Annotated in this window: 20 protein-coding genes; 5 read left to right on the top strand and 15 right to left on the bottom strand. The window is 59.9% G+C overall.

Features of this window, described 5'->3' with window-relative positions; translation table 11 throughout:
* Positions 1-48: 48 nt before the first annotated feature.
* From ACR0B8_RS19730 to ACR0B8_RS19685, 10 genes are all read right to left on the bottom strand, one after another.
* Positions 49-1,038 carry a nuclear transport factor 2 family protein gene (locus tag ACR0B8_RS19730; protein WP_170349496.1) on the bottom strand — a complete coding sequence of 330 codons (990 nt, stop codon included), beginning with the start codon at positions 1,036-1,038 and terminating at the stop codon, positions 49-51.
* Positions 1,035-2,078: a LacI family DNA-binding transcriptional regulator gene (locus tag ACR0B8_RS19725; protein ID WP_217355401.1), complete on the bottom strand. Its 1,044-nt coding sequence runs from the start codon at positions 2,076-2,078 to the stop codon at positions 1,035-1,037. Before ACR0B8_RS19725 ends, ACR0B8_RS19730 begins: the two co-directional genes overlap by 4 nt.
* Positions 2,078-2,842: an SDR family NAD(P)-dependent oxidoreductase gene (locus ACR0B8_RS19720; RefSeq protein ID WP_226688993.1), complete on the bottom strand. Its 765-nt coding sequence runs from the start codon at positions 2,840-2,842 to the stop codon at positions 2,078-2,080. The genes ACR0B8_RS19725 and ACR0B8_RS19720 overlap by 1 nt, the downstream gene beginning before the upstream one ends.
* Positions 2,842-3,894, bottom strand: a complete 1,053-nt coding sequence (locus ACR0B8_RS19715) for an ester cyclase (RefSeq protein ID WP_226688994.1) — start codon at positions 3,892-3,894, stop codon at positions 2,842-2,844. Before ACR0B8_RS19715 ends, ACR0B8_RS19720 begins: the two co-directional genes overlap by 1 nt.
* On the bottom strand, positions 3,891-5,222 hold the full coding sequence (gene hisD, locus ACR0B8_RS19710) for a histidinol dehydrogenase (protein WP_170349500.1): 1,332 nt from the start codon (positions 5,220-5,222) through the stop codon (positions 3,891-3,893). The genes ACR0B8_RS19715 and hisD overlap by 4 nt, the downstream gene beginning before the upstream one ends.
* 11 nt (positions 5,223-5,233) lie before the next feature.
* Complete coding sequence (locus tag ACR0B8_RS19705) at positions 5,234-5,764, bottom strand: ester cyclase (RefSeq protein ID WP_170361133.1); 531 nt, start codon at positions 5,762-5,764, stop codon at positions 5,234-5,236.
* Between the two features lie 126 nt (positions 5,765-5,890).
* Positions 5,891-7,045, bottom strand: coding sequence for a carbohydrate ABC transporter permease (locus ACR0B8_RS19700; RefSeq protein WP_170411195.1), 1,155 nt, complete (start codon positions 7,043-7,045; stop codon positions 5,891-5,893).
* 1 nt (position 7,046) lies between these two features.
* Complete coding sequence (locus ACR0B8_RS19695) at positions 7,047-8,069, bottom strand: carbohydrate ABC transporter permease (protein ID WP_170349503.1); 1,023 nt, start codon at positions 8,067-8,069, stop codon at positions 7,047-7,049.
* 67 nt (positions 8,070-8,136) lie between these two features.
* The gene (locus tag ACR0B8_RS19690) at positions 8,137-9,348 is read right to left on the bottom strand and encodes an ABC transporter substrate-binding protein (RefSeq protein ID WP_170349504.1); all 1,212 of its coding nucleotides are present in this window, start codon (positions 9,346-9,348) and stop codon (positions 8,137-8,139) included.
* A 48-nt stretch (positions 9,349-9,396) separates the two neighbouring features.
* A complete protein-coding gene (locus tag ACR0B8_RS19685) occupies positions 9,397-10,470 on the bottom strand; it encodes an ABC transporter ATP-binding protein (protein ID WP_170361129.1) in 1,074 nt (357 codons plus the stop codon).
* Positions 10,471-10,634: 164 nt separating this feature from the next.
* Between ACR0B8_RS19685 and ACR0B8_RS19680 the strand changes: the two genes are divergently transcribed.
* Complete coding sequence (locus ACR0B8_RS19680) at positions 10,635-11,633, top strand: nuclear transport factor 2 family protein (protein ID WP_226688995.1); 999 nt, start codon at positions 10,635-10,637, stop codon at positions 11,631-11,633.
* On the top strand, positions 11,630-12,493 hold the full coding sequence (locus ACR0B8_RS19675; protein ID WP_226688996.1) for an amidohydrolase family protein: 864 nt from the start codon (positions 11,630-11,632) through the stop codon (positions 12,491-12,493). Before ACR0B8_RS19680 ends, ACR0B8_RS19675 begins: the two co-directional genes overlap by 4 nt.
* Positions 12,494-12,632: 139 nt before the next feature.
* On the opposite strand, the gene ACR0B8_RS19670 is transcribed toward ACR0B8_RS19675, so the two are convergent.
* The 3 genes from ACR0B8_RS19670 to ACR0B8_RS19660 all read right to left on the bottom strand — a co-directional run bounded on the left by ACR0B8_RS19670 (position 12,633) and on the right by ACR0B8_RS19660 (position 15,655).
* Positions 12,633-14,171: a tripartite tricarboxylate transporter permease gene (locus ACR0B8_RS19670; protein WP_170349508.1), complete on the bottom strand. Its 1,539-nt coding sequence runs from the start codon at positions 14,169-14,171 to the stop codon at positions 12,633-12,635.
* 10 nt (positions 14,172-14,181) lie between these two features.
* The gene (locus ACR0B8_RS19665) at positions 14,182-14,613 is read right to left on the bottom strand and encodes a tripartite tricarboxylate transporter TctB family protein (RefSeq protein ID WP_170361122.1); all 432 of its coding nucleotides are present in this window, start codon (positions 14,611-14,613) and stop codon (positions 14,182-14,184) included.
* Between the two features lie 73 nt (positions 14,614-14,686).
* Positions 14,687-15,655, bottom strand: a complete 969-nt coding sequence (locus tag ACR0B8_RS19660; RefSeq protein WP_170349510.1) for a Bug family tripartite tricarboxylate transporter substrate binding protein — start codon at positions 15,653-15,655, stop codon at positions 14,687-14,689.
* 152 nt (positions 15,656-15,807) lie between these two features.
* Between ACR0B8_RS19660 and ACR0B8_RS19655 the strand changes: the two genes are divergently transcribed.
* Genes ACR0B8_RS19655 through ACR0B8_RS19645 form a run of 3 tightly spaced genes read left to right on the top strand, consistent with a single transcriptional unit; the run spans position 15,808 to position 18,900 of the window.
* Positions 15,808-16,479 carry a response regulator transcription factor gene (locus tag ACR0B8_RS19655; RefSeq protein ID WP_170361120.1) on the top strand — a complete coding sequence of 224 codons (672 nt, stop codon included), beginning with the start codon at positions 15,808-15,810 and terminating at the stop codon, positions 16,477-16,479.
* Positions 16,472-17,869, top strand: coding sequence for a sensor histidine kinase (locus ACR0B8_RS19650; protein WP_170349512.1), 1,398 nt, complete (start codon positions 16,472-16,474; stop codon positions 17,867-17,869). The genes ACR0B8_RS19655 and ACR0B8_RS19650 overlap by 8 nt, the downstream gene beginning before the upstream one ends.
* The gene (locus ACR0B8_RS19645; protein ID WP_480659406.1) at positions 17,866-18,900 is read left to right on the top strand and encodes an ABC transporter substrate-binding protein; all 1,035 of its coding nucleotides are present in this window, start codon (positions 17,866-17,868) and stop codon (positions 18,898-18,900) included. Before ACR0B8_RS19650 ends, ACR0B8_RS19645 begins: the two co-directional genes overlap by 4 nt.
* Before the next feature lie 4 nt (positions 18,901-18,904).
* On the opposite strand, the gene ACR0B8_RS19640 is transcribed toward ACR0B8_RS19645, so the two are convergent.
* Positions 18,905-20,446, bottom strand: a complete 1,542-nt coding sequence (locus ACR0B8_RS19640; RefSeq protein WP_480659408.1) for a heme biosynthesis HemY N-terminal domain-containing protein — start codon at positions 20,444-20,446, stop codon at positions 18,905-18,907.
* Between the two features lie 10 nt (positions 20,447-20,456).
* Positions 20,457-21,564 (bottom strand): COG4223 family protein (locus ACR0B8_RS19635; protein ID WP_480659410.1); only part of this gene is annotated, 1,108 nt, incomplete at its 5' end.

Genomic DNA, 21,564 nt, shown 5'->3' with positions numbered 1-21,564 from the left:
GCGCCGTGCAGTCTGGCTGGCGTTCAGGGATGAGACCATCGTGGTCACCTAACCCTCTCCACCCTGCAGCAGGATCTGTTTCCAGACCGAAGTTTCGTCGAACAGCGTGTACTCGCGCCGCAGCTGTGGCTGACCGCCGATCAGCGCACCAAACTCAGCATGGCTGATGCCCAGAACATAGACCTGCGCGCCGGTTGGGGCGCCAAATGCACCCCAGCCATCATGTTTACCCCACAGGCTCCAGCGCACGGCAGCACGGGGCGGCATGTTCGGATCATCGCGACCAATCTGGTGTTCAACCTTGAATTCCGCATTGGGGAAGCTGGCCCGCAGACCCATCCAGAACCGATCCACCGCATCCCAGCCATGGCCAGTGACACCGCCGACATATTCCGATTGCACGGCGCGGTCATACTCGGCCTCGATCACGCCCATATCGGCATTCATGATCTTGGTCAGGATATAGGCATAGCGCTGACCCCATTCGTTGTCATTGCCCTTGCCTTTATAAGGGCCGGGCTGGTCGGTTTCCGGCGTCAGCGGTTTGACGCAGTTCTCTGGCCCGCCCTCGCGCGCGATCAGGTCGGCAGCGTATTCCTTGGGGTCCCAGCCCATCTGCCGGACGATGGCACCCTGATCGCGGATCAACCATTCATCGTCGATCTGATTATCTTTGGCGTGACAGTCGGCCAGAATCCGATAGCGCAGCTTTGTGCCGGTCGGCTTGCCATACACCCCTTCGGCCAAATGCGTCGCCGTGGAGATTATCCGGTGCGAGCTTAACATCCCCTCTTCCGGCGTGCCGGACCAGATCACATCCTCGCCCAACAGCTGCCGATCCGGAAACTCAGCCAGTGTTGCCATGGTGGCGCCGATGACGTTCTGATTGCCCAGAACCACAGATCCAGGCGAGCGCACGACGATATCCTTGCTGTAATAGTCATGCAGCGTGGCGATGCCCCGGTCTTCCCAAATTTCCTTGGTGATACCGATAATATAGTCGGGAAAATCCCGAAACTTCGGATCGAAGCCTTTCATATGTCTGTCCTTTGTGGGGTCCACCCTTTTGGCAACCGGGCCGAGGTACGTACAATCAGCGGCCCGTCTATGGCCACCTTGCGCGCCGCGGCGGCTGCCGGGTTTTCGATATGATCCAAAAGCGCGTCTACGGTTTCAGAAACCATCAGATTGGCCCGCTGTCGGATCGTCGTGAGGTTATAGGCAAGCCACCCCGCCTGCGGGACATCATCGTATCCGATCACCGAGACATCTTCGGGCACACGCAGGCCAAGCTCAAAGCGGATGACATCCATGACGGCCAGCGCCATATGGTCATTGGCCACGAACACGGCATCCGGCCTGTCATCCGGTGCAACATCAAACATGCGACGTGCAGCCGTTCGGGCATTTTCCGTGTGAAACTCACCCACACCATGGGCAAACACGGTCTCACCGGCCTCAGCCAATGCCGCCCGGAACCCGGCCTCGCGGTCACGCTGGGTCGAGGCACCCTGCCAACCCGCGATATAAGCAATGCGACTGTGGCCAGCGGCAACCAGGAATTCGGCCACCTTGCGGCCACCGGCATAATTGTCCGACGTGACCGACGTGATCCCGTCCAGGTCCTGACTTCGGTTGAACAGCACCACGGGTACACCCGCCTGCTGACAGCGCGTTGCAATATCTGACGACATCGCAACCGAGGCCAAAACAACGCCATCCACCTGATAGTCGAGGATTTCCTCCATCACGTCATCAATGTTACCCGCCGTGCGCGAAGCCATGAAGATCAGCACGTGATACCCCTGTTCTTGCAGGGCGTTGGACAGTTTCTCAAGCGCTTCGGGATAGAAGTAGTTGTCCAGATAGGCGACCACCAAACCGATGATACGGCTTTTGCCGGATACCATCGCCCGGGCCAGAACATTGGGTCGATACCCCAGCTCTGCCGCCGCCTTGCGCACCTTTTCTTCAGTCTTTTTGCTGACCGAGGCACCCGGCGTGAACACCCGGCTAACCGCCGACTGACTGACGCCTGCCAGTTGCGCAACCTGAAGGGATGTGACTTTTTCTGCCATCAATCCGCTGTCCACCCCCCGTCAATCAACATCGAAGTTCCGGTCACCAAAGCCGAGGCGTCCGAGGCCAGATAGGTCACCGCGCCCATGATGTCTTCGACCTCACCGACACGGTCCAGCTTGATCTTCTCCATGATCCAGGCGGCGCGCTCGGGGTCATCGAAGGTGGCTTGCGTCAAGGGTGTGCGAATGAAGGTCGGGCAGACTGTGTTGATGCGGATGCGCAGCTTTCCCCATTCGATTGCCATGGCTTTGACCATACCCTCAAGCCCGTGCTTGGTGGCACAATACAGCGCCCGATCGACCCCGCCGACATGGCCCATCTGGCTTGAGATATGGATGATCGAGCCCGGCCTGCCCGTCGCCATCAATGCCTTGGCCGCATAGGCCGACAGGAAATAAGCCGACCGCAGATTTACATCCGTGACCGCATCGAAATCCTCGGGCGTGGTGTCGATCGCCGCGCTGTGGCGCGCGGTTCCGGCGGAATTCACCACGACGTCAAAGACGCGCCCATCAAACAGCTGCTGCAGGGCATTCAAATCGCCCTGATCCACAACCGCAGCTTCGGCCGACCAGCCCTGCGCCTGCAACGCCGCGACGGTTTCAGCCAGCCGGTCTGCCCCACGCGCGGCGCAGACCACATGCGCCCCGGCCTCGGCCAAGGCCACCGCACAGCCCTGTCCAATCCCCGAGGACGCGCCGGTCACAAGGGCGGTTTTGCCGTTCAGCGAAAACGAAGGGGTGCGGGGCAGGTCAGTCATCAGCTCATTCCATCAGGCGTTTCAATGCGGCCCAGATTCCGGGCCTTGTTGAATTCACGCAGACGGGCGAAAACGTCAACGCCAAGCTGGCGGTAGGCATCCAGAAGATCGACCAGCACCCAGTTTTCACGGATACGCCCATTCTCGAGCCGCCAGAAATCCAGACTGCGCATGGTGATTTTCTTGCCCGACGGCGCAATTCCCAGCCAACCATCATGGGTCACGGTCTGGATCATGTTCGGCCAGCCGGTCACAGCCGCGTATTCGCCATCACCGAAGAAATGATAGGTGATGTCGTCCACATATTGACCACGATCCGGCATGCCGTTCAGGAATGGAATCTGGTGCCAGTTGCGGAATCCCGCGTAACCGCGCCCGGTGCCGATGCCCGAAGGCCCGTACCAGTTCATACGCGGATGCCAGAACCGCTCCATCTCCATCACTTCGGGGCCACCTTGTGACGGGTGTTTTTTCAAGTGTTCCAGCATGTCGATAATGTGTTGGCACGTCGCCTTGCCCTTGGCCGCATCGTAAGGTCCGGGCACGAACCCGTCCTGAGTGGCTGGTCCGGGCACATGCCATTCTCGGCCAAGGCTGGGGGCCATCGGCCAGGCGTTGGCCTGCATCATCACCTCAGGGATGTCCCAGAGCGCCTGAACCTCGACGACCTGTCCGTCCACGAAACTATAGAATTCGTGGAACCGCATGGTGACCTGATGGCCCGTCGGCGGGATATCCAGCCAAGGCCCGGTGAAGGTACCGGTGTAATACCCCCCGCACCCGACCCAGTCCGCGCCGTTTTCGTCCGGCCCGGCCATGACGATATAGTCGCGACGCTCCAGATCGGGCCATGCGTCCAGCAGGTCCTTATAGGCGCAGTCGTAATATGCATCGCTGCCGATACTGTCACCAAAGGGATGGCATAGGTGGAACACTGCATCCGATGTCGTGACCTCAGCCAGCGCCTTGCGGACGCCGGCTTCGGAAAAGTCATACATCGCGGCCCTGAGCAAAGCGATCAGGGCCTTATGCTGTGTGTGCTTGTCGCTCATTCAGCGGCATCCCGATACGGTGCGGGCTTGCCGTAAGGCACGTTGATACCGCCATAGCGGCGCACCCGCACGTTGCACTGTTCAGCATGGCCCACAAAACCTTCAAGCATGCACAGGCGCGACCCATATTCGCCAATCAACGTCGCCGCCTCGTCGGTCAGAACCTTTTGATAGCTATGCGTTTTCAGATACTTACCCACCCAAAGACCGCCAGTATAGCGCCCGGCTTTCTTCGTTGGCAGGGTGTGGTTTGTTCCGATCACCTTATCCCCGTTCGAGACATTGGTGCGCGGACCAAGAAACAACGCGCCATAGCAGGTCATGTTCTCAAGGAACCAATCATCCCTATCTGTCATCACCTGCACATGCTCGGATGCGATATCATCGGCGACCTGCAGCATCTCATCATATGTGTCGCAAACGATCACTTCGCCATATTCGTCCCACGATACTTTCGCGGTGCCTGCCGTGGGCAGAATACCCAGCAGACGGTCGACCTCGGCCATCGTGTCCTCGGCCAATTTGCGCGAGTTGGTCAGCAGCACGCAAGGACTGTTATAGCCGTGTTCCGCCTGACCCAGCAGGTCGGTCGCGCAGAGTTCCGCATCGGCGGCAGTCTCGTCGGCGATGACCATGGTCTCGGTCGGGCCAGCGAACAGGTCAATGCCGACACGACCGAACAGTTGCCGCTTGGCTTCGGCCACAAAGGCGTTGCCCGGGCCGACCAGCATATGCACGGGGTCAATCGTTTCAGTGCCCAACGCCATCGCGCCGATGGCCTGAATGCCGCCCATGACATAGATCTCATGGGCGCCGCCGAGATGCATCGCGGCAATCACCGCTGCGTTCGGCTTGCCATTGAACGGAGGTGTACAGGCGATGATGCGCGGCACGCCCGCCACCGAAGCCGTCGCCACCGACATATGCGCCGAGGCGACCATCGGGAATTTGCCACCGGGCACATAGCATCCCACCGACTGCACGGGGATGTTCTTGTGGCCCAGAATGACGCCGGGCAGGGTTTCGACCTCGATATCCACCATGGAATCGCGCTGCGCTTGCGCAAAGTTGCGCACCTGTTCCTGCGCGAATTTGATATCGGCCAGTTCACGGTCGGTCAGTTGTCCGATGAGGTCGTCAATGTCCTGCTGAGACAGGCGGAACGACGGGGGCGAATAATTGTCGAACTTTTCGCTCAGCTCGCGCACGGCTACATCGCCACGGGTTTCGATGTCTTTCAGGGTCGCTTCGACCACAGCGCGGGTTTTGGCGTCATCTTCGGCCCGGTCAGCATCAGATTTACCGCGTTTGAGATACTCGATTGTCATGTTTCCAATCCTCAGTTTTCCGGCCGGGGCGCTACTTTTTCACCCCGGTCAAAAGCTTCCCAGCCTTCCCCGTTGAACAGATCGACACCCAGCTGCGCCGCGACATGTGCGAAATCGACGTTCACCCAGTTGTCGACGATCTTGCCATCGACCACTTTCCAGAAATCCATGTACCGGATCTCGACCCGTTTGCCGGTGGGGGCGATGCCCAGAAACTCACCGGAATGGGTCGCCTCTTGGCGGCCGAACGCTGCGGCCCATTCGCCCATATACAGGCGGGCCTCATCAATGCAGGTCTTGTCCGAGAACGCGGCCTGAAACGGGCGCTGCCAGTTGTCCTGAAACTCTTGCAGGCCGGTCTTGGTGCCACAGCCCTGATTGCCCATCCAGCGAAAGCCCTGAGCAAAGAACTCGCCAATGTCATCAATGCGGTGGTCATTCAGGCCATCGACCATGGTTTCGATCACGCGGCGCGTGTCTTCGGTTTTGTCCAGGTCCGTGTCGCGGGTTAGAACCGCTTGTTCGGGGCGGGAACCTTTCATCTTTCTATCCTTTCAGGTTGCCGAGGGAGGGATTGGGTCAAGAGACCCCAATGCTTAGAAAATCCCTGGGCATCCTGTTCAGCGCCGGGTGGCGCGACAGGGCGTTATGGCGTGCGTTCTTGCTCATTACCCTTTCACCGCTCCGGCAGTCAGACCGCTGACGATCTGGCGCTGGAAGATCAGAACAAGAAAGATCAGCGGCGCGGTGATCGATACGGCGGCAGCCACGGCGACCACCTGGTCGGTTGTCGTGGTCTCGCGGTTGAACATGCCGACAATGGCGGGAACCATGGTCTGGTTCTGCGCATCCAGCAGCAGCGACGTGACGAGGATGTCGTTATACGCCAGCAGGAAGCTGAACAGCCCGGTAGTGATCACTCCCGGCCACATCACCGGCATGATCACGCGTCGGAACGCCTGGAAGTGATTGCAGCCATCAACGCGCGCGGCCTCATCCAGTTCGGCCGGGATATTCTGGAAGAATGACCGCAGCATCCAGATCGTAAAAGGCTGGTTGATCGCTACCAGCACCGCGATCACCGCGAAAGGCTTGCCGTAGAGGGTCGGTGCGTTTTCCCCCAGAATCGGCGCCAGCCATTCGGAGGAGCTGATGAAGACCGGCAGATAGCTGGCCACCAGCGCCGAGGGTGGCAGCGCGCGGAAGATCAGCGCGACGATCAGCAGCCAGAACGCCAGAGTCGAACCCGACCGTGCCAGCCCGTAACCCGCCAGTGTCCCGACCGACAGCGACAGAACAACAACCCCCGTGGTTACGATCAGCGAGTTCTTGAAGTTGTTCGAAAACCCTCGGTCGATCCAAACGGTTTTATAGTGTTCGGTCGTCAGCCCCAATATGTCCCGCCCCAGAGGGCCAAAGAGCGGGTTCAGTATGCTCAGAATGGCAGGCAGGATCACGAAGAATACGATCAGAAAGGCCACCACGGTGGCCAGAATGCCAATCACCCAGCCAAACCACTCCTGACCTTCTTTGGAATAGGCTTTGATCATCCCAGGCATCTTTTTGGTCACCAGAGCAATCGTGCCCCAGATCACCCCGATCCCCAGAAGGATATCCAGCAGCGAAATCCCCTTGCCATTGGCCAGCGTCGCCGGCCCGAAGATCACGTTCAGGGCATTACCGTCAAAGGCGTCGACTGGGGACTTGAAGCTCATCACCGTGATCCAGAAGATCGGGAAGATGGCGACGATGCACCAGAAGGCTAGGAAGATGTTTGAAGTCAGCCGCAGGCTGAGCGGTTGGCGAAGCGCGCGCGAGGACATGTCAGTGACCTCCTTTGTGATCGCGCCATGTCCGGCGCAGCGGGAAGATAAGCAGGATGGCAATACCGATCATGGTGAGCATGGCGCTGGCCGAGGCCCGGCTGATCGAACGGTTGCCCGCCTGATCAGGCACCAGGAAGTCATAGGTCAACCACTGCAACGAGATGACATAGCCCTGACTTGCGAAACCGACGATCTCTTCGAACACCCGATAGCTGTCCATCAGGTGGATCATCGACACAAAGATGATCAGCGGCATCAGATGCGGGATGACGATGTATTTCATCCGCTGCCACCGGGTTGCGCCGTCAATCACAGCACTTTCCAGACTGTCCTGATTGACCGTTTGCAAACCGGCGTAAAACACGATGGCGGCAAAGGGGGCGACGTGCCAGACGCGGTACAGCATCATCAGCACCTCAATTGTCCAGGCCTGCGCAAACAGGGCGATATCGCGGTTCAACCACCACTCCAGCAGCGCCGTCAGGATACCGTCGCCGCGAAACAGCCAGTTGACCGACAGCACCCCGATCACCGGGGTAATGATGAAGGGCAACAGCGAAATAAAGATAACCGGCCCTTTTATCGCCTGCGCGGCATTGTTGATCAAAACGGCGATCCCCAGCCCGCAGACGATGACCAGCGGCAGGGTGATCAGCGTGAAAGTCAGCGTGAACCGCAGCGCTTTCCAGAAGTTGATGGTGGACAACACATTCCAGCTGCCCTCGCTGATCGCGCGCCAGGCACGTTCAGGCTCCAGCACGTTGCGATAGCTTTCCAGCCCGACATACTGGGTCTGCATGATGACCTTACCCTCTTCGTCGAGTTGGGGTTGCGAAACCGTCTCGGTCACACAGGTCTGGGTCAGAAAGCCGGGGGTGCAGGTTTCAACTTCAACCGTCTCATAGATCGGTTGGGTGACATAGAAACTCTGCTTGAACACGCTGATCAGCGGGAACGCGATAAAGAGAAGCATCATAAAGACAGAGGGGCCAACAAAGGCGGCAAATGTCCGGAAATTCATGGCTCTGCCTTTCTCATGGTTCTCAAAGGGAAGAGTGCAGGAGGGCCGAGGCCCTCCCGCGGGAGGATCAGTTGTTGATCAAACCGGCTTCTTTGGCGGCGGTGATGTAATCCGCCTCGATATCGGCCAGTGTGGTTTGCGCGTCCTTGGCGCCGGTCATGAAATCAGCCAGACCGTTGCCCAATGCAGTGTGCATGATGCCCATCGGGCCCGAAGCCGGGTATGCCTTGGCCCCGGCTTGGGCGGATGCAGCCGCACCGGCGGCCAGTTCACCTGCCTTGTAGGCCGGGTTCAGCCAGACGGCAGCGTCATTGTTGGCACTGACCATTTCCTCATCCATGCCTTCAAGCATGACGCGGAAGGCGGCGTCGGCCTCTTCGTCGCTCATGTTCGAGGCCAGAACGAAACCGTCCCACCAGATCGTGGTGGCCGGTGCAGCCGAGCCCATCGGAGCCGCCGACATAGTAACCTTGCCCACCACCTGGCTTTCGGCTTCGTCATTCATTGCAGCGGCGCGGCTGGCCCACAGGTTTGCCATGGCAATCTTGCCCTGCTGGAACTGCTGCTGAACGTAAGTTGAATCCGAGACCAGATATTCCGGATCCATATAATCGGTCATGGCCTTCAGGGTTTCCAACGCCTTAACGCCCTGCTCGTTATTGATCGCAGGCATGTTGCCGTCGCCAAAGAAAGATCCGCCTTCACCCATATACATGTTGATGAATTCCTGACCGAGGTTCCAACCGGTCTTGAAGGTGCCGCCGATCGGGTATTCCATAACACCCGCATCTTTGATCTTGGCGGCGGCGGCCAGAACGTCATCATAGGTTGCGGGCTCGGCAATACCCAGGTCGGCCAGAACGTCGTTGCGGTACATCATGTGCTGCGCGTTCACCATCATGGCGATTGCCATGGTCTTGCCATCCACCTTGATCAGCTGGTTTGGCAGCAGGTTCTGTCCGTATTTCTCGACCAGATCGTCCAGCGGACGGATCGTGCCTGCATTCAGCAACGGGATCAGTGTCGTGTTTGACACCCCACCGATCTGATAGAGCGACGGGCTGGCGGCAAAAGCCTCAGGCTGTTTCTCGCGGAATTCCTGGTCCAGCGAGGCATTGAAATTGCCGCATTCGGCCATCGCATCGGTGACGGCCTTCCAGGCCTCGAAACCGGCCGAGAGCGATTTGAGCGGTACGTCATTTTCAAACGAACAGGCAGCCCATGTGCCACTTGCCGCGATGGACATGGCACCTGCCATGAGGATCGTCTTGAGTTTCATGCGTTTCTCCCTGTCAGGATCGGTCCGTCGTCGACGTCCGGACCGGTGTTAAGCCCGTATGGGCTGTTCGTGGGGTTGTTCCCCGATCCGCGCACCGCTTCCAGCTTCGAAGAGGTGACAGATTTCTTTGGGCACCGAGAACGAGACGGGATCTCCAATCTCGGCGCGGAAGGCTTTGTCGGCTTTGACCGATACCAGCGCACCGCCGACCCGGACCGAGATCATGGTCGCATCGCCCAGCAGTTCCAGCGTGTAGATCGGTGCGGTGATTTCGCCCTGCCCTTCGGCAAGGCCAGCATCTTCAGCGCGGAAGCCCAATGTCATCGGACCGTCCGGTGCGTCGACCGGAATGGCTACATGTTCGGCGCGGAACACACCGCCCGAAGCCTCGCCATCCATCAGGTTCATCGCCGGTGAGCCGATAAAGCTGGCCACAAAAGTATTGGCGGGCCGGTCGTAAATATCGGTCGGGCTGCCGACCTGCTGCACCACGCCTTGTTTCATCACAACAACTCGGTCGGCCAACGTCATCGCCTCGATCTGGTCGTGGGTCACGTAGATGGTTGTCACCGCCAGTTCGTGGCTGAGGTTCTTAATCTGAGCTCGGGTCGAAACACGAAGCTTGGCATCCAGGTTCGACAACGGCTCGTCCATTAGGAACACGTTCGGTTCCCGTACGATGGCGCGGGCCAGCGCCACACGTTGCCGCTGACCACCTGACAATTCGGCGGGTTTGCGGTGCAAGAAATCGTCCAGTTCCACCATCGCGCTGGCCCGACGCACCTTGTCGTCATGGGTCGACGGGTCGATGCCGCGCACTTTCAAAGGAAAGCGGATGTTTTCGTAGACGTTCATGTTGGGATAGAGCGCGTAGCTCTGGAACACCATCGCCACATCGCGGTCCTTGGGCTCCAGATCGTTGACCACCTTGCCATCGACCAGAATTTCGCCCTCGGTGACGTCCTCAAGACCGGCGATCATGCGCATCGTGGTGGTCTTGCCACAGCCCGAGGGGCCCAGCAGAACCAGAAATTCGCGATCCGCGATGGTCAGGTCGAAATTGTGGACCCCAATGAATGACCCCCAGCGCTTGCCGACGTTGCGCAATTGAATTTCCGCCATGGTGCCCCCTGAAAGGATTCGTTTGCATACGTTTGCAAAACAGTAATTCGCATATATCAAATCAGGCAAGACTTTTTTGCATACGTATGCAAAAATACGCGAAACCACCGAGTCGAATTCGCGGAATAGACCCCGCAAAACACTGATAAAGAACGGAAAGCACCGTGAGTTTTCAAACTGAAAAAAAGCTGATCCTGTCCTTCCATGACGCGCTTAGCCGCGCTTATGGGGATGAGTTGGCCACCGTCACAAAGCAATATTGCGCACCGAATCTGGTGTGGCGCGGATTTCACCCGTTCGACGAAATCGCAGGCCCTGACGCGGTGGCGCGCAGGTTCTGGCAGCCGCTGAAACACAGTCTGACCCATCTACAACGCCGACAGGATATCTTTTTCGCGGGCCGAAATTCTTTGACCGAAGGGGGCGTCTGGGTGGTGTCGATGGGGCACCTCATGGGTCTGTTCGACGCGCCATGGCTGGGCATCCGCCCCACTGGCAAGATGGCCCTTCTGCGGTATTGCGAATTTCACAATGTTGCAGATGGCAAGATTTCCGAAACGGCAATGTATTTCGACATTCCGCACCTGATGGTTCAGGCCGGTCAGAACCCCTTTCCGCCACAGACCGCAGCGCATCTGGTGCAGCCCGGACCTATGACACATGACGGCATTCTGACCGAAGATCAGCCCGCCGACGAAGCTCACAAGACGCTGGAGGTCATCAACGCCATGATCGCGGACCTTGGGCAGTGGGACAGCGGCTTGTCCCTGACGGATGAGCTGGCGCAAACCTGGCACGAGGACATGATCTGGTGGGGGCCCGAAGGGATCGGTGCCACCTACACAATCGCGCGTTACGCGCAACAGCATTCCGGCCCGTTTCGCGCGGCCTTCACCGAACGCTCAAAGACCCAACATATCTGCCGCATGGCCGAGGGGCACTATGGCGGCTTTTTCGGCTGGCCCAATTTCACCGCCGTGCCCACGGGCGGTTTCATGGGGATGCCCGCCACCGGAAAGGCGGCTGAGTTTCGGGTGATCGACATCTATCGCCGTGCGGGTGACAAGCTGGCCGAGAACTGGATCTTCATCGATCTATTGCATTTCTGGAAACAACAAGGCGTCGATATATTGGCCCGCACAACCGGGATTGAAACACCATGAGGATTGATGCGCATCACCATCTGTGGGACCTGACCGCGGTGCATTATCCGTGGTTGATGGAAAAGGGCGCGGTGCGATTCTTCGGTGACCCCAGCCCCATTCAGCGGAACTATCTGCTGCCCGAGTTCCGAGCTGACGCTCAAGGATTTTCCGCCTCGGTCCATATCCAGGTAGGTGCGGCCGATCCCTGGGCCGAGGCGCAATGGGTCCAGTCTGTTGCCGATCAAAATCCCGATTGGCCACTGGTCCAGGTTGCCTTTTGTGATCTGACCGCACAGGACGTAACCGCGCAATTGGACCGTTTGCAAACCCTGCCCTCTGTGCGTGGGGTGCGTCAGATCATCGGCCGCGCACCGGGCGAGGATCAACTGTCCGGCACAAACGACCTGCTGGACAATCCAAGGTTTCTGGACGGGTTGAAACAACTGGGTGACCGCGGACTGTCATTTGACCTGCAATTGCTGCCAGAATTGATGGAGCAGACCGCCGCCGTTCTGGCGCAGGCCCCTGCGACGCGGGTGGCGCTGTGCCATGCAGGGTCACCCCATGACCGGTCGGAACAAGGGTTGCAACGGTGGGTGCAAGCACTGCATCACCTCTCGGCGCTGCCGCAGGTGACATGCAAACTGTCCGGTCTTGGCATGTTCGATCACAACTGGAGCGCCGACCGCGTGCGGCCCATCGTGGACACATGCCTGACCCAATTCGGGCCCCATCGGTGCATGTTCGGGTCGAATTTCCCGGTCGACAGCCTGTCTTCCACCTATGCGGTTTTGGTTGAAAGGTACGGCGCGCTGGTTCCCGAACAAGACCACGATCTTGTCTTCGGAGGCACAGCGCGCCAGTTCTATCGCATCTAAGCAATCAGGGTCAGAACCTGCTGCATATGGGTTCCAACGACGCCTCAGCTCGGCATCCGAAACGACAATTCAGGCGAATTACCAAACCGAAAGACCCTGGGACGGCGCCGCCAACACGTGATCGGCGACGCCTGATTCATCAATCGCTGATCGCGCCTTCTTCATCGCGGCGCTGGTGCATCTTGGCTTTGACCCGTGCGCCCACGATCAGGGGCAGAACAAAGCCGATGATGGCAATGGTCCACAGCGCGATGGACAACGGGCTGTCGATCAGGGTCCACCAGTTGCCGTTGTCGATGGTCACCGCTCGACGCAGGTTGTTTTCCATCGAGTTGCCCAAAAGCGTGCCCAAGATAACCGGCACCAGCGGTACGTCCAGCTTGCGCAGAACCCACCCCATGACACCGAACCCGATCATCACCAGCAGATCAAAGCTGGAGCCCGAAATGCCATAGATACCCACAAAACTGACCATCGCCACGACGGGCATCAGGATGCGCGACGGCACCATCAGAACCCGCGTGAACAGGCCCACCATCGGGATATTCATCGCCAGCAGCATAAAGTTCGCGATGAACAGCGCCGCGATCAAACCCCAGACCACATCCGGGTTCTGCGTGAACAGCAGCGGCCCCGGCGTGATGTTCAGCGCCAGCAGGACCGCCAACAGCACGGCCGTGGTTCCCGAACCCGGTACGCCCAGCGCCAGCATTGGTACCAGAGCACCCCCGGCAGCGGCGTTGTTCCCGGCCTCGGGCGCCGCCACACCGCGCGGATCACCGGTGCCAAAGGTGTTTTCCTTGTCGACCAGCCGCTTTTCCATCGAATAGGAAATGAACGAGCCCAACGAAGCGCCTGCACCCGGTAAAACCCCGGCTATAAAGCCCAGGAAAGAGGTGCGCAGCATGGTCGGTGTGCATTTCCTGACCATCGACATCGGCGGGTAAAGCCGACCGATATTCAGCTTGCGCCCCTCGGCATCCGATCCGCCGTGGCGGTGTTCAAGAAAGATGAACACTTCGGACAAGGCGAACAAGCCGACGATGGCGACTAGAAAATCCAACCCGTCATACAGATGCACCTCGCCAAAGGTGAACCGCGGCACGCCGGTTTGTGTGTCGACACCAATGGTTGCCAGCCCAAGTCCCAATGCGGCGGCAAATGCCGATTTCGCCTGATTGGTCGACGACACGCCGCCCAACGTCATAAAGGCCAACGCGAACAGGGCGAAATATTCCGCCGGTCCAAACAACAGCGCGATCTTCACCAGCTGCGGTGCCAGAAAGATCAGGCCCCAAGTGGCCAGAAACGCCCCAACAAACGACGCGATGCCGGACAGCGACAGTGCCTCACCTGCGAACCCTTTTTTGGCCATCGGATGCCCGTCCAGACAGGTCATCATCGCGGGCTCATCCCCGGGGATATTCAAAAGAATGGATGAAATCCGTCCCCCATACATTGCACCGTAATAGACGCTGGTCAGCAGGATCAGCGAGGGTGTCGCCCCCAGACCTAGCGTGAACGCCAGCGGGATCAGAATGGCCACACCATTGGACGGGCCCAGACCGGGCAACGCACCCATGATTGTACCCAGAAAACAGCCTAGCAGGGCCAGCATCAGGTTCTGCCATGTCAGCGCGATGGCGAAACCGTCCCCAAGGGATGCTAATGTTTCCATGCCCCTCTCCTCAGAAGCCCAGCGGGCCGCGGGCCAGTGACAGACCCAGAACCAGATGGAAAATTACGTAAATACCTATGGATGTGCCGACGCCAACCAACACGCTTTCCAGCGGCCCGGCCCCCAGACGCCAGGCCAGATAGGTGGCGGCAAAGGCGGTGGCGATGACAAATCCCACAACGGGCAGCAATTCGGCGTAAAGGATCATCATGACCACGGCCGCGCCGATCTCAACCAGACGGCCCAGCGCGGGCCATTCGGGTTCGGTATCAGGGCGCAGGGCGATGACGATGCTCGACAGGCCCAGAATGGCAGCAATGATCAGCGGGAAGGCCTTGGGCCCGACGGCGTCAGACAGAAAGCTTTCCTCGATCGCCAGTGCGGAAAAGGCAAATCCGATGGCAAGTAGCAGTCCGACGACCCCGAAGATACGGTCACTCATCGGTGTCTCCTATAGTTCGGGTAAATGATTTGGATCCGGGCACAGCCAGGCGCCCGGATCACAGTGAGTGGTGTTATTTGATGATCCCGATCTCTTTCGAGATGGTCTGGATCTGACCCACGGATTCAGCCACGAAGTTCTGGAAATCTGCGCCTTGCAGGTCCAGCGGTGCCAGACCGTTGGCGGCCATCACCTCTTTCCATTCATCCGAAGCGTAGAGATCACCGATCTTGCCGACCCAGTCGCCATAGGCGTCATCGGTCATGCCACCGGGGGCATAGAAGCCACGCCAGTTGGCGCCGATCGCGTCAATGCCCTGTTCCTTGGCGGTCGGGAAATCGGCGAATTCGCCGGGCAGACGTTCGGGTGCCAGCACCGCGATCACCTTGATGTCGCCCGAGTCTACGAAACCCTTGGCCTCGGAGATATCGCCGGTAAAGGCCTGAACCGACCCGGCCAGCAGCTGGGTCACGGCCTCACCGCCGCCGTCAAAGGCGATGTATTTGACCGAGCGCACATCGTCGATGCCATATGCATTGGCCGCGATCAGAACCTTCAGGTGATCCCAACCACCCACGGCCGAGCCACCCGCAACCGACACGGCGGTTGGGTCGGCTTTGATCTGGTCCAGCAATTCAGGCAGCGTGTTGACCGGGCTATCTGCCGCAACGGCAATCACGCCGTAATCCGCGCCGATGGCCGCCAGCCACCGCACCTGATCCATGGTATTGCCGGGGTAAGCCCCCTGCGCCAGACGGGTGGCAGTGGCCGCACTGGCCGCCACGATCAGCTCATTATCCTCGCCGCGCTTGTTCACCACCTCGGCAAAAGCAACGCCGCCGCCGCCGCCGGCAAGGTTCACCACTTGCATGGTCTGGTCGATCAGACCCAGATCCTGCAGCGATTTACCCACCTGACGACAGGTGAAATCCCATCCGCCACCGGGGTTGGCCGGGGCGATACATTCCTGCGCGCTGGCCGCAACGCCGGACAGGGCAAAGACAGCAGCCGCAATCGCGCCACTGGTTCCAAACAGTTTCATTCGTGTCTCCTCCTCTGGTCTTTTTGGACTGCGCGTGCAGCCGAAACCGATCCCCGCAGGACACAAGGCCCGTTCTTGCAGGTTGAATCTGTTTACCGAATAATGCTGTCACGAACCTGTCAGGGTTCAGGCGTTCGCCTTGGGGAGGGGTCATGCGCGTATTAATGATCGAAGATGCCGAAGATCTGGCCGAAGGTGTCATGGCCCATCTCGCCCGGTCCGGTGTCGTATGTGATCTGGCCACAACCGTCGAAGCCGCCGGTGATTTTCGTGCAGTCCAAACCTATGACGCCATGTTACTGGATATCAATCTACCCGATGGGTCCGGGTTGAGTTTCCTAAGCAAGATCCGCGCTGCAGGTGACCGTATCCCTGTGCTGATGCTGACCGCGCTGACCTCGGTCGAAGATCGGATCGCCGCGCTGGACAAGGGGGCCGACGACTATCTGGGCAAGCCCTTCGACCAGCGCGAGCTTGAGGCCCGGTTGCGCGCCCTGGTTCGTCGCGACGCCGACCGAAAATCCGAGCAGATCACGCTGGGCCCGCTGATCTATGCCCCCAAGGACCGCAGCGCCGCGCTGGAGGGCAAACGCCTGAACCTGACTGCGCGCGAGGCCGCTGTGCTGGACGCACTGATCCGGCATGAGGGGCAATTCCTGTCGAAAACCCGGCTGTACGATTCGCTTTACGGGTTCGAGGATGCCGATGTCGGCGAAAACGCGATTGAGCTGTATATCGCCCGCCTGCGCAAAAAGTTCACCGGCAGTACGGTCAGCATCACCACCCGGCGTGGTGTCGGATACCGGATCGGTCTGGATGGCTAAGCTGCACCTGCCCCACAGCCTGACTGCCCGTGTTCTCAGCGCGGTGATGCTGATTTTGATACTGGGCGGCTGCCTTGTCGCTTTGTCGATCTGGGCCAATGGCAGATTGGCGGCGCGGCAGGCTTATGACAGGCTTTTGCTTGGCGCCGCCAGCGACATCGCCGAATCCGTGCGGATTCAGGACGGCGTACCCGTCGTAGACCTGCCGGTTTCCGCCTTTCAACTGCTGGCGCAAGCCCCTGAAGATCGGATTTTCTATGCGGTTCAAGTACCAGATGGCCCTTTTATCACCGGGTTGGACCGCGACACGGTGATCGACATACCGCAACAGCCTGGTGCTGCTCCGATCTATTTCGCCGCTGATCTGAACGGAGAACCTGCGCGCTTTGTCCGCCTGGCCCGCCTGTTTGCCGAACGCGAGTTTTCGGGCGAGGTGGAAATACTGGTCGGGCAGACCTTGCGCGCGCGTCAGATGATGACCGTTGGCCTGATGCGCGACGCCTTGCTGCCGATGGCGGTGGCGGGCGTTCTGTTGCTGGCGATGTCATGGATTGTCACCCGATCCGCCCTGCGCCCGCTTGAGGCCCTGTCCGAGGATCTGACCCGCCGCGATCCTCACGATCTGACCCCTATGGCCAGCGACGGCCTGCCGCGCGAACTGCAGGTGATGCTGAACGCGATGAACCGCTTTATGGGACGGCTGGACCGGCAGGTGGACACCATGCGCAACCTGATTGCCGACACGGCGCATCAGCTACGCACGCCGGTGGCGGCGATCCGGGTTCAGGCGGAAATTGCGCAGGATGATCCCGACCCCCCCGCCCGCAAACGGGCATTAGACCGGCTACTGGGCCGCACGCGATCGCTGGGCACTTTGCTGGACCAACTGCTGTCCCGTGCCATGGTGATCCACCGCATCGACAGTGCCCCGCGCCTTCCCGTTGATCTGCGCGAGGTGGCATTGGACGTGCTGGAACAAAGCGATCATGAGCTTGTCGCCCCCGGGGTCGAAGTGCGGCTGGAGATCGGAGAAAATCCCGTTCTGGTAAATGCCGATGCCTTTTCTCTGGCCGAAGCTGCCAAAAACCTGTTGGGCAATGCGCTGCGGCACGGGCAACCCCCGGTCAGCATTGGGGCTGCGCAAGAAAGTGGCCGTGCCGTATTGTGGGTGCGCGATCATGGGCCTGGCCCGGCCACCCCTGTCGCCGAACAAATCGGTGATCGGTTCAATCGTACCACCGGCTCGGGCGAGGACAGCAGCGGGCTGGGACTGTCCATCGTGAAATCGACAGCCGAGGCGTTTGACGGCAAGGTTGAAATGACTAGCGACAACATTGGCTTTCGCGCCGCACTCAGCTTTCCTGCCACGACCTCAAGGGGGGTGGAATGATCCGCGCCTTTATGACCTGCCTTCTGTTTGCCCTGCCTGGCCTTGCATGCGCGCAGGAGGCCACGGCCAGCTTCGGTGACGGAGACGACCCGATGCTGATCCGTTCGACCACTGATATCGCCATCATCGCCCCGGTTCTTGAGCGGTTTGCCGACCAGAACCCCGACCTGCGGATCACGTATGAGCAATGGGGGTCAAACGCGCTGTTCCAGCACAGCCGGACGGTTTGCAAGAATGGTGAGAACCCGGCTGATGTGGTCTTTTCCTCGGCCATTCAGCAAATGGTCTGGCTGGTCAACGCCGCCTGCGGGCATCGTTACAGATCACCCCGAACCGAAGCCCTGCCCGCGGCCCGGCGTTGGAGGGATGAGCTGTGGGGGATCACCACGGAACCCGCGGTTATTGCTTATAACAAATCTCTGCTGTCAGATCAGGATGTTCCGCGCAACCGGTTTGCCCTGTTGGACGCCATGCGCACCCAGCCCGAGCTGTTACGCGGGCGGGTGGCCACCTATGATATCGCCGCATCCGGGCTGGGGTACCTGTTTGCTTATGGCGACAGTCTTGAGGCTACGACATTCGGGTCCCTGATCGAGGGGTTTGCCCGCATCGACGCCGTGGCCACCTGTTGTTCCGCCGAAATCATCCGCGATGTGGCCGAGGGGCGGTTCTTGATCGCTTATAACGTTCTGGGCTCTTACGTAGCCAATGCCGATGCCCCCGGTGTGGGGGTGATCCTGCCCGAGGATTACACGCTGGTCCTATCCCGCGCCTTCATGATCCCGGCACAGGCGGAAAACAAGGATGCCGCCACCGGGTTTCTGGATTTCCTGCTGTCACCTGAGGCACAAACCCTGCTGGCGGCCTCGGGCCTTGTCGCCCCGATGGACGCGGCTGAGACTGGCCTGAACCCTAGCGCCCGCCGATTTATCGCCCTGTCCCCAGCGCTGCTGGTGGCGCGCGATCAGAACCGTCGGGCCGAGCTGTTTAAACTCTGGAACGACGCATTCAACGTAGAAACTGCGCGTTAAGGCGTCAGGCCTGTTTTTCCACCACGGGTTCGACATCGGGCCGCACCGGTTCAACGTCAGGGCGGACAGGTTCGGCCTCCATCTCGATGATCTCGGGGGCCTCGGCCTCTTCGACCACGTCCTCTTCCGGCTCGGATTCGGGCTCGGGTTCCGGCTCGACTTTGTCCTCCAGCGCGCCGACGATCAGCGGCAGCATATGCACACCAGTGGCCGTGGCGATCTCGGGCGTTTGCGGGGTCTGCCAGCTGAGGGTGTCAAAGCTGCCGCAGTTCTGGCACACCGGTCCCCATTCGGGCTGAATGTCGTGGCAATTATCACAGACCCATTGCGGCCCGCGGGGCGCGTTCAGCGCCTTGGCCAGCCAGCCTTGTACAACAGCGTCCGAGGACCCTTCGCCCCGTTCTATCGCTGCCATCAGGGTATAGGCCCGCGCATCGGCCTGTTTTTCCACCACATCGCCCAGCGCGCGGCGGGCTTCTGGGAAGTCCTCGGCGACGATGTTCAACTCAGCCAGGATCAGGCGGGTCTCCAGATCCTCGGGGTGGATACGGGTCAGGGCGACAAAGCGGGTAATCCGCGCCGCAGGGGTTTCATCCGGTGCAATCTCGGCAAAAGCATGGGCCAGATCGGGATGCGGCTGCACCTCCCAAGCCTTTTTCAGGATCTTGGTCGCAGCACGCGGCTTGCCCTTTTCAATATAGGCACGCGCGGCCATCGCGGCGGCAGGCACCAGATCGGGCGACAGGCGGTTGGCCTCGATCGCGTGTTCCTGTTGTTCGACCGTGGCGCTGTCATCCAGAATGTCCTTGGCTTCGGACAGGGCCAGAACCGCGTCACGGCGCTTGAACACGTCGCGTGGTAGTTGGCCCGCCTTCAACTTGGCCGTCAGGGTTGATCGCGCACCGGCCCAGTCCTGCGATTTGGTCTGCAGGCCCAGCAAAATATCTTGGGTTTCAGCGTGACGCGGTTTGATCGCCAGCGCCTTTTCAGCAAGCTTTCGGGCGGTGTCATCATCACCCTCGGCCAGTTTCTGCTTCATGATGCCGCGCACACCGACAAAGCGGGTGGCGTTATTGGTGACTAGTTTCTTGTAGGTCTCTGACGCCTTTTTCGTATCGCCATTCATCTCGGCAGCCTGTGCCACCAGTAGATTGGTCAGTTCCGGCTTGTTCAGCAGTTTCTCGGCCTTGGCGGCCTTGTTCATCGCCACGCGCCCCTCACCCGAAGCAAGTGCCATCAACCCATCCGCCAGCGCCTGGTAACCGCGCTTTTCACGGCTGCGGTCGAAATAGCGCGACAGGGCAGTTTCGTCGCCGTTGAGGAAATGCAGTGTCGCAATCAGCAGGGTCAGCAGCTTGAAGATCACCCAGATGGCCGCCACAAGCACGCCCAGCGCGATCACCGATTGCAATGGCCCCAATGTAAATTCGGTGCCCGCAACGGTGATCTGCACGCCACCACTGGTTTCCATCAGGAACATGGCGCCCATGGCCAGCAGGCCGATAATCGCTACAAAAACAAGGATCTTTAACAATGACCACAGCATGGCAGGTCCTTCAGTTCGAGTTTACGCTGGATTGCAGCGCATTTGCGGCGTCCACGGCAGCCACACGTGTCTGGGCCGCCTGTTCCCAATCGGCCAATGCGGCCTGTGCCGTGTCGGGCAGAGATTTAAGCTCGCTCAGCGCGGTGGCGATATCCCCTTCGGACAGGGCTGCCTGTGCCCGTGACAGGACCGCGTCCGGGCCGTCACCCTCTTGCGGCGTCACCGATCGCGCGCCGGTCTGCCGTTGCAGAAAGGCGACCAGCCCGGTTGTCTTGTCGGCATCACGTGCATCGGCCAGCGCAGTACGGGCTGCGGGCACAAAGGACTCGCGCAAGGCGGCAAGAGTTGCAACGCCTTCCGTGGACGGTGTTGACAGGGCCTCTGGCACGTTCACGCCACCTGCCGTCAATTGGTCTACCAGGTCGTTATAAGGCTGGCCCGCCTCCAACTGCCCATGCACCTGAGACAGAACCGCGGCATTGGTCGCGGCCTGTGCCTTGACCGCGGCCTGCGCCTCAAGCGCTTGTGCATCCGAGACCATTTTCTCGACCTCAGCCCGCTGCACGGTCAGCGAGTCCTGCAGTTTCTTCAGTTCGGCCTCAAAGGCGGCCGAGACCTCGGGCGAGGCGCCTTGCGTCAGGGCGCCGCTTTCCAGATCGTTCAGACGGCTGGCCAAGGGGCCAACCTTGCCAGCCAGCCCATCCAGACTGGTTTTCAACGCCGCCAGATCCGAACTGAGCGGCGTGACCTGATCAGTCAGGGCCGCGATCTTGCTGTCTACGTCCGAACTGTCGGACTGGGATTCGGATAGGGATTTCGTCAGCGCTTCAATCTGGCTGGCCTGGTCGCTCAACTTCGATTCAAGGGCTGTCAGCGCGTCAGACTGGCCCGAATTGAACATGCCCGCGCTGCCAGCGGCAAAGCCAATCGCCGCGGCGATTGCACCTCCGATCAGGGCCGGGACAAAGCCGCCTCGCTTTTCTTCTTTGTGCGCCGCAGGCTCAGCGTGGGTCGGTTCCACGGCCATTTCGGCTTCGGCTTCGGCTTCGGCTTCGGCTTCGGCTTCGGCTTCGGCTTCGGCTTCGGCTTCGGCTTCGGCTTCGGCTTCGGCTTCGGCT

The sequence above is a fragment of the Ruegeria sp. BH6 genome (assembly GCF_056538105.1).
The sequence above is the reverse complement of the archived record's forward strand: the minus strand, read 5'-3'. Positions and strand labels throughout refer to the sequence as shown.

Excerpts from the sequence above, each read along its gene's own strand:
- ACR0B8_RS19730 (WP_170349496.1), bottom strand. The coding sequence starts at position 1,038 with ATGAAAGGCTTCGATCCGAAGTTTCGGGATTTTCCCGACTATATTATC.
- ACR0B8_RS19725 (WP_217355401.1), bottom strand. The coding sequence starts at position 2,078 with ATGGCAGAAAAAGTCACATCCCTTCAGGTTGCGCAACTGGCAGGCGTC.
- ACR0B8_RS19720 (WP_226688993.1), bottom strand. The coding sequence starts at position 2,842 with ATGACTGACCTGCCCCGCACCCCTTCGTTTTCGCTGAACGGCAAAACC.
- ACR0B8_RS19715 (WP_226688994.1), bottom strand. The coding sequence starts at position 3,894 with ATGAGCGACAAGCACACACAGCATAAGGCCCTGATCGCTTTGCTCAGG.
- hisD (WP_170349500.1), bottom strand. The coding sequence starts at position 5,222 with ATGACAATCGAGTATCTCAAACGCGGTAAATCTGATGCTGACCGGGCC.
- ACR0B8_RS19705 (WP_170361133.1), bottom strand. The coding sequence starts at position 5,764 with ATGAAAGGTTCCCGCCCCGAACAAGCGGTTCTAACCCGCGACACGGAC.
- ACR0B8_RS19700 (WP_170411195.1), bottom strand. The coding sequence starts at position 7,045 with ATGTCCTCGCGCGCGCTTCGCCAACCGCTCAGCCTGCGGCTGACTTCA.
- ACR0B8_RS19695 (WP_170349503.1), bottom strand. The coding sequence starts at position 8,069 with ATGAATTTCCGGACATTTGCCGCCTTTGTTGGCCCCTCTGTCTTTATG.
- ACR0B8_RS19690 (WP_170349504.1), bottom strand. The coding sequence starts at position 9,348 with ATGAAACTCAAGACGATCCTCATGGCAGGTGCCATGTCCATCGCGGCA.
- ACR0B8_RS19685 (WP_170361129.1), bottom strand. The coding sequence starts at position 10,470 with ATGGCGGAAATTCAATTGCGCAACGTCGGCAAGCGCTGGGGGTCATTC.
- ACR0B8_RS19675 (WP_226688996.1), top strand. The coding sequence starts at position 11,630 with ATGAGGATTGATGCGCATCACCATCTGTGGGACCTGACCGCGGTGCAT.
- ACR0B8_RS19670 (WP_170349508.1), bottom strand. The coding sequence starts at position 14,171 with ATGGAAACATTAGCATCCCTTGGGGACGGTTTCGCCATCGCGCTGACA.
- ACR0B8_RS19665 (WP_170361122.1), bottom strand. The coding sequence starts at position 14,613 with ATGAGTGACCGTATCTTCGGGGTCGTCGGACTGCTACTTGCCATCGGA.
- ACR0B8_RS19660 (WP_170349510.1), bottom strand. The coding sequence starts at position 15,655 with ATGAAACTGTTTGGAACCAGTGGCGCGATTGCGGCTGCTGTCTTTGCC.
- ACR0B8_RS19655 (WP_170361120.1), top strand. The coding sequence starts at position 15,808 with ATGCGCGTATTAATGATCGAAGATGCCGAAGATCTGGCCGAAGGTGTC.
- ACR0B8_RS19650 (WP_170349512.1), top strand. The coding sequence starts at position 16,472 with ATGGCTAAGCTGCACCTGCCCCACAGCCTGACTGCCCGTGTTCTCAGC.
- ACR0B8_RS19645 (WP_480659406.1), top strand. The coding sequence starts at position 17,866 with ATGATCCGCGCCTTTATGACCTGCCTTCTGTTTGCCCTGCCTGGCCTT.
- ACR0B8_RS19640 (WP_480659408.1), bottom strand. The coding sequence starts at position 20,446 with ATGCTGTGGTCATTGTTAAAGATCCTTGTTTTTGTAGCGATTATCGGC.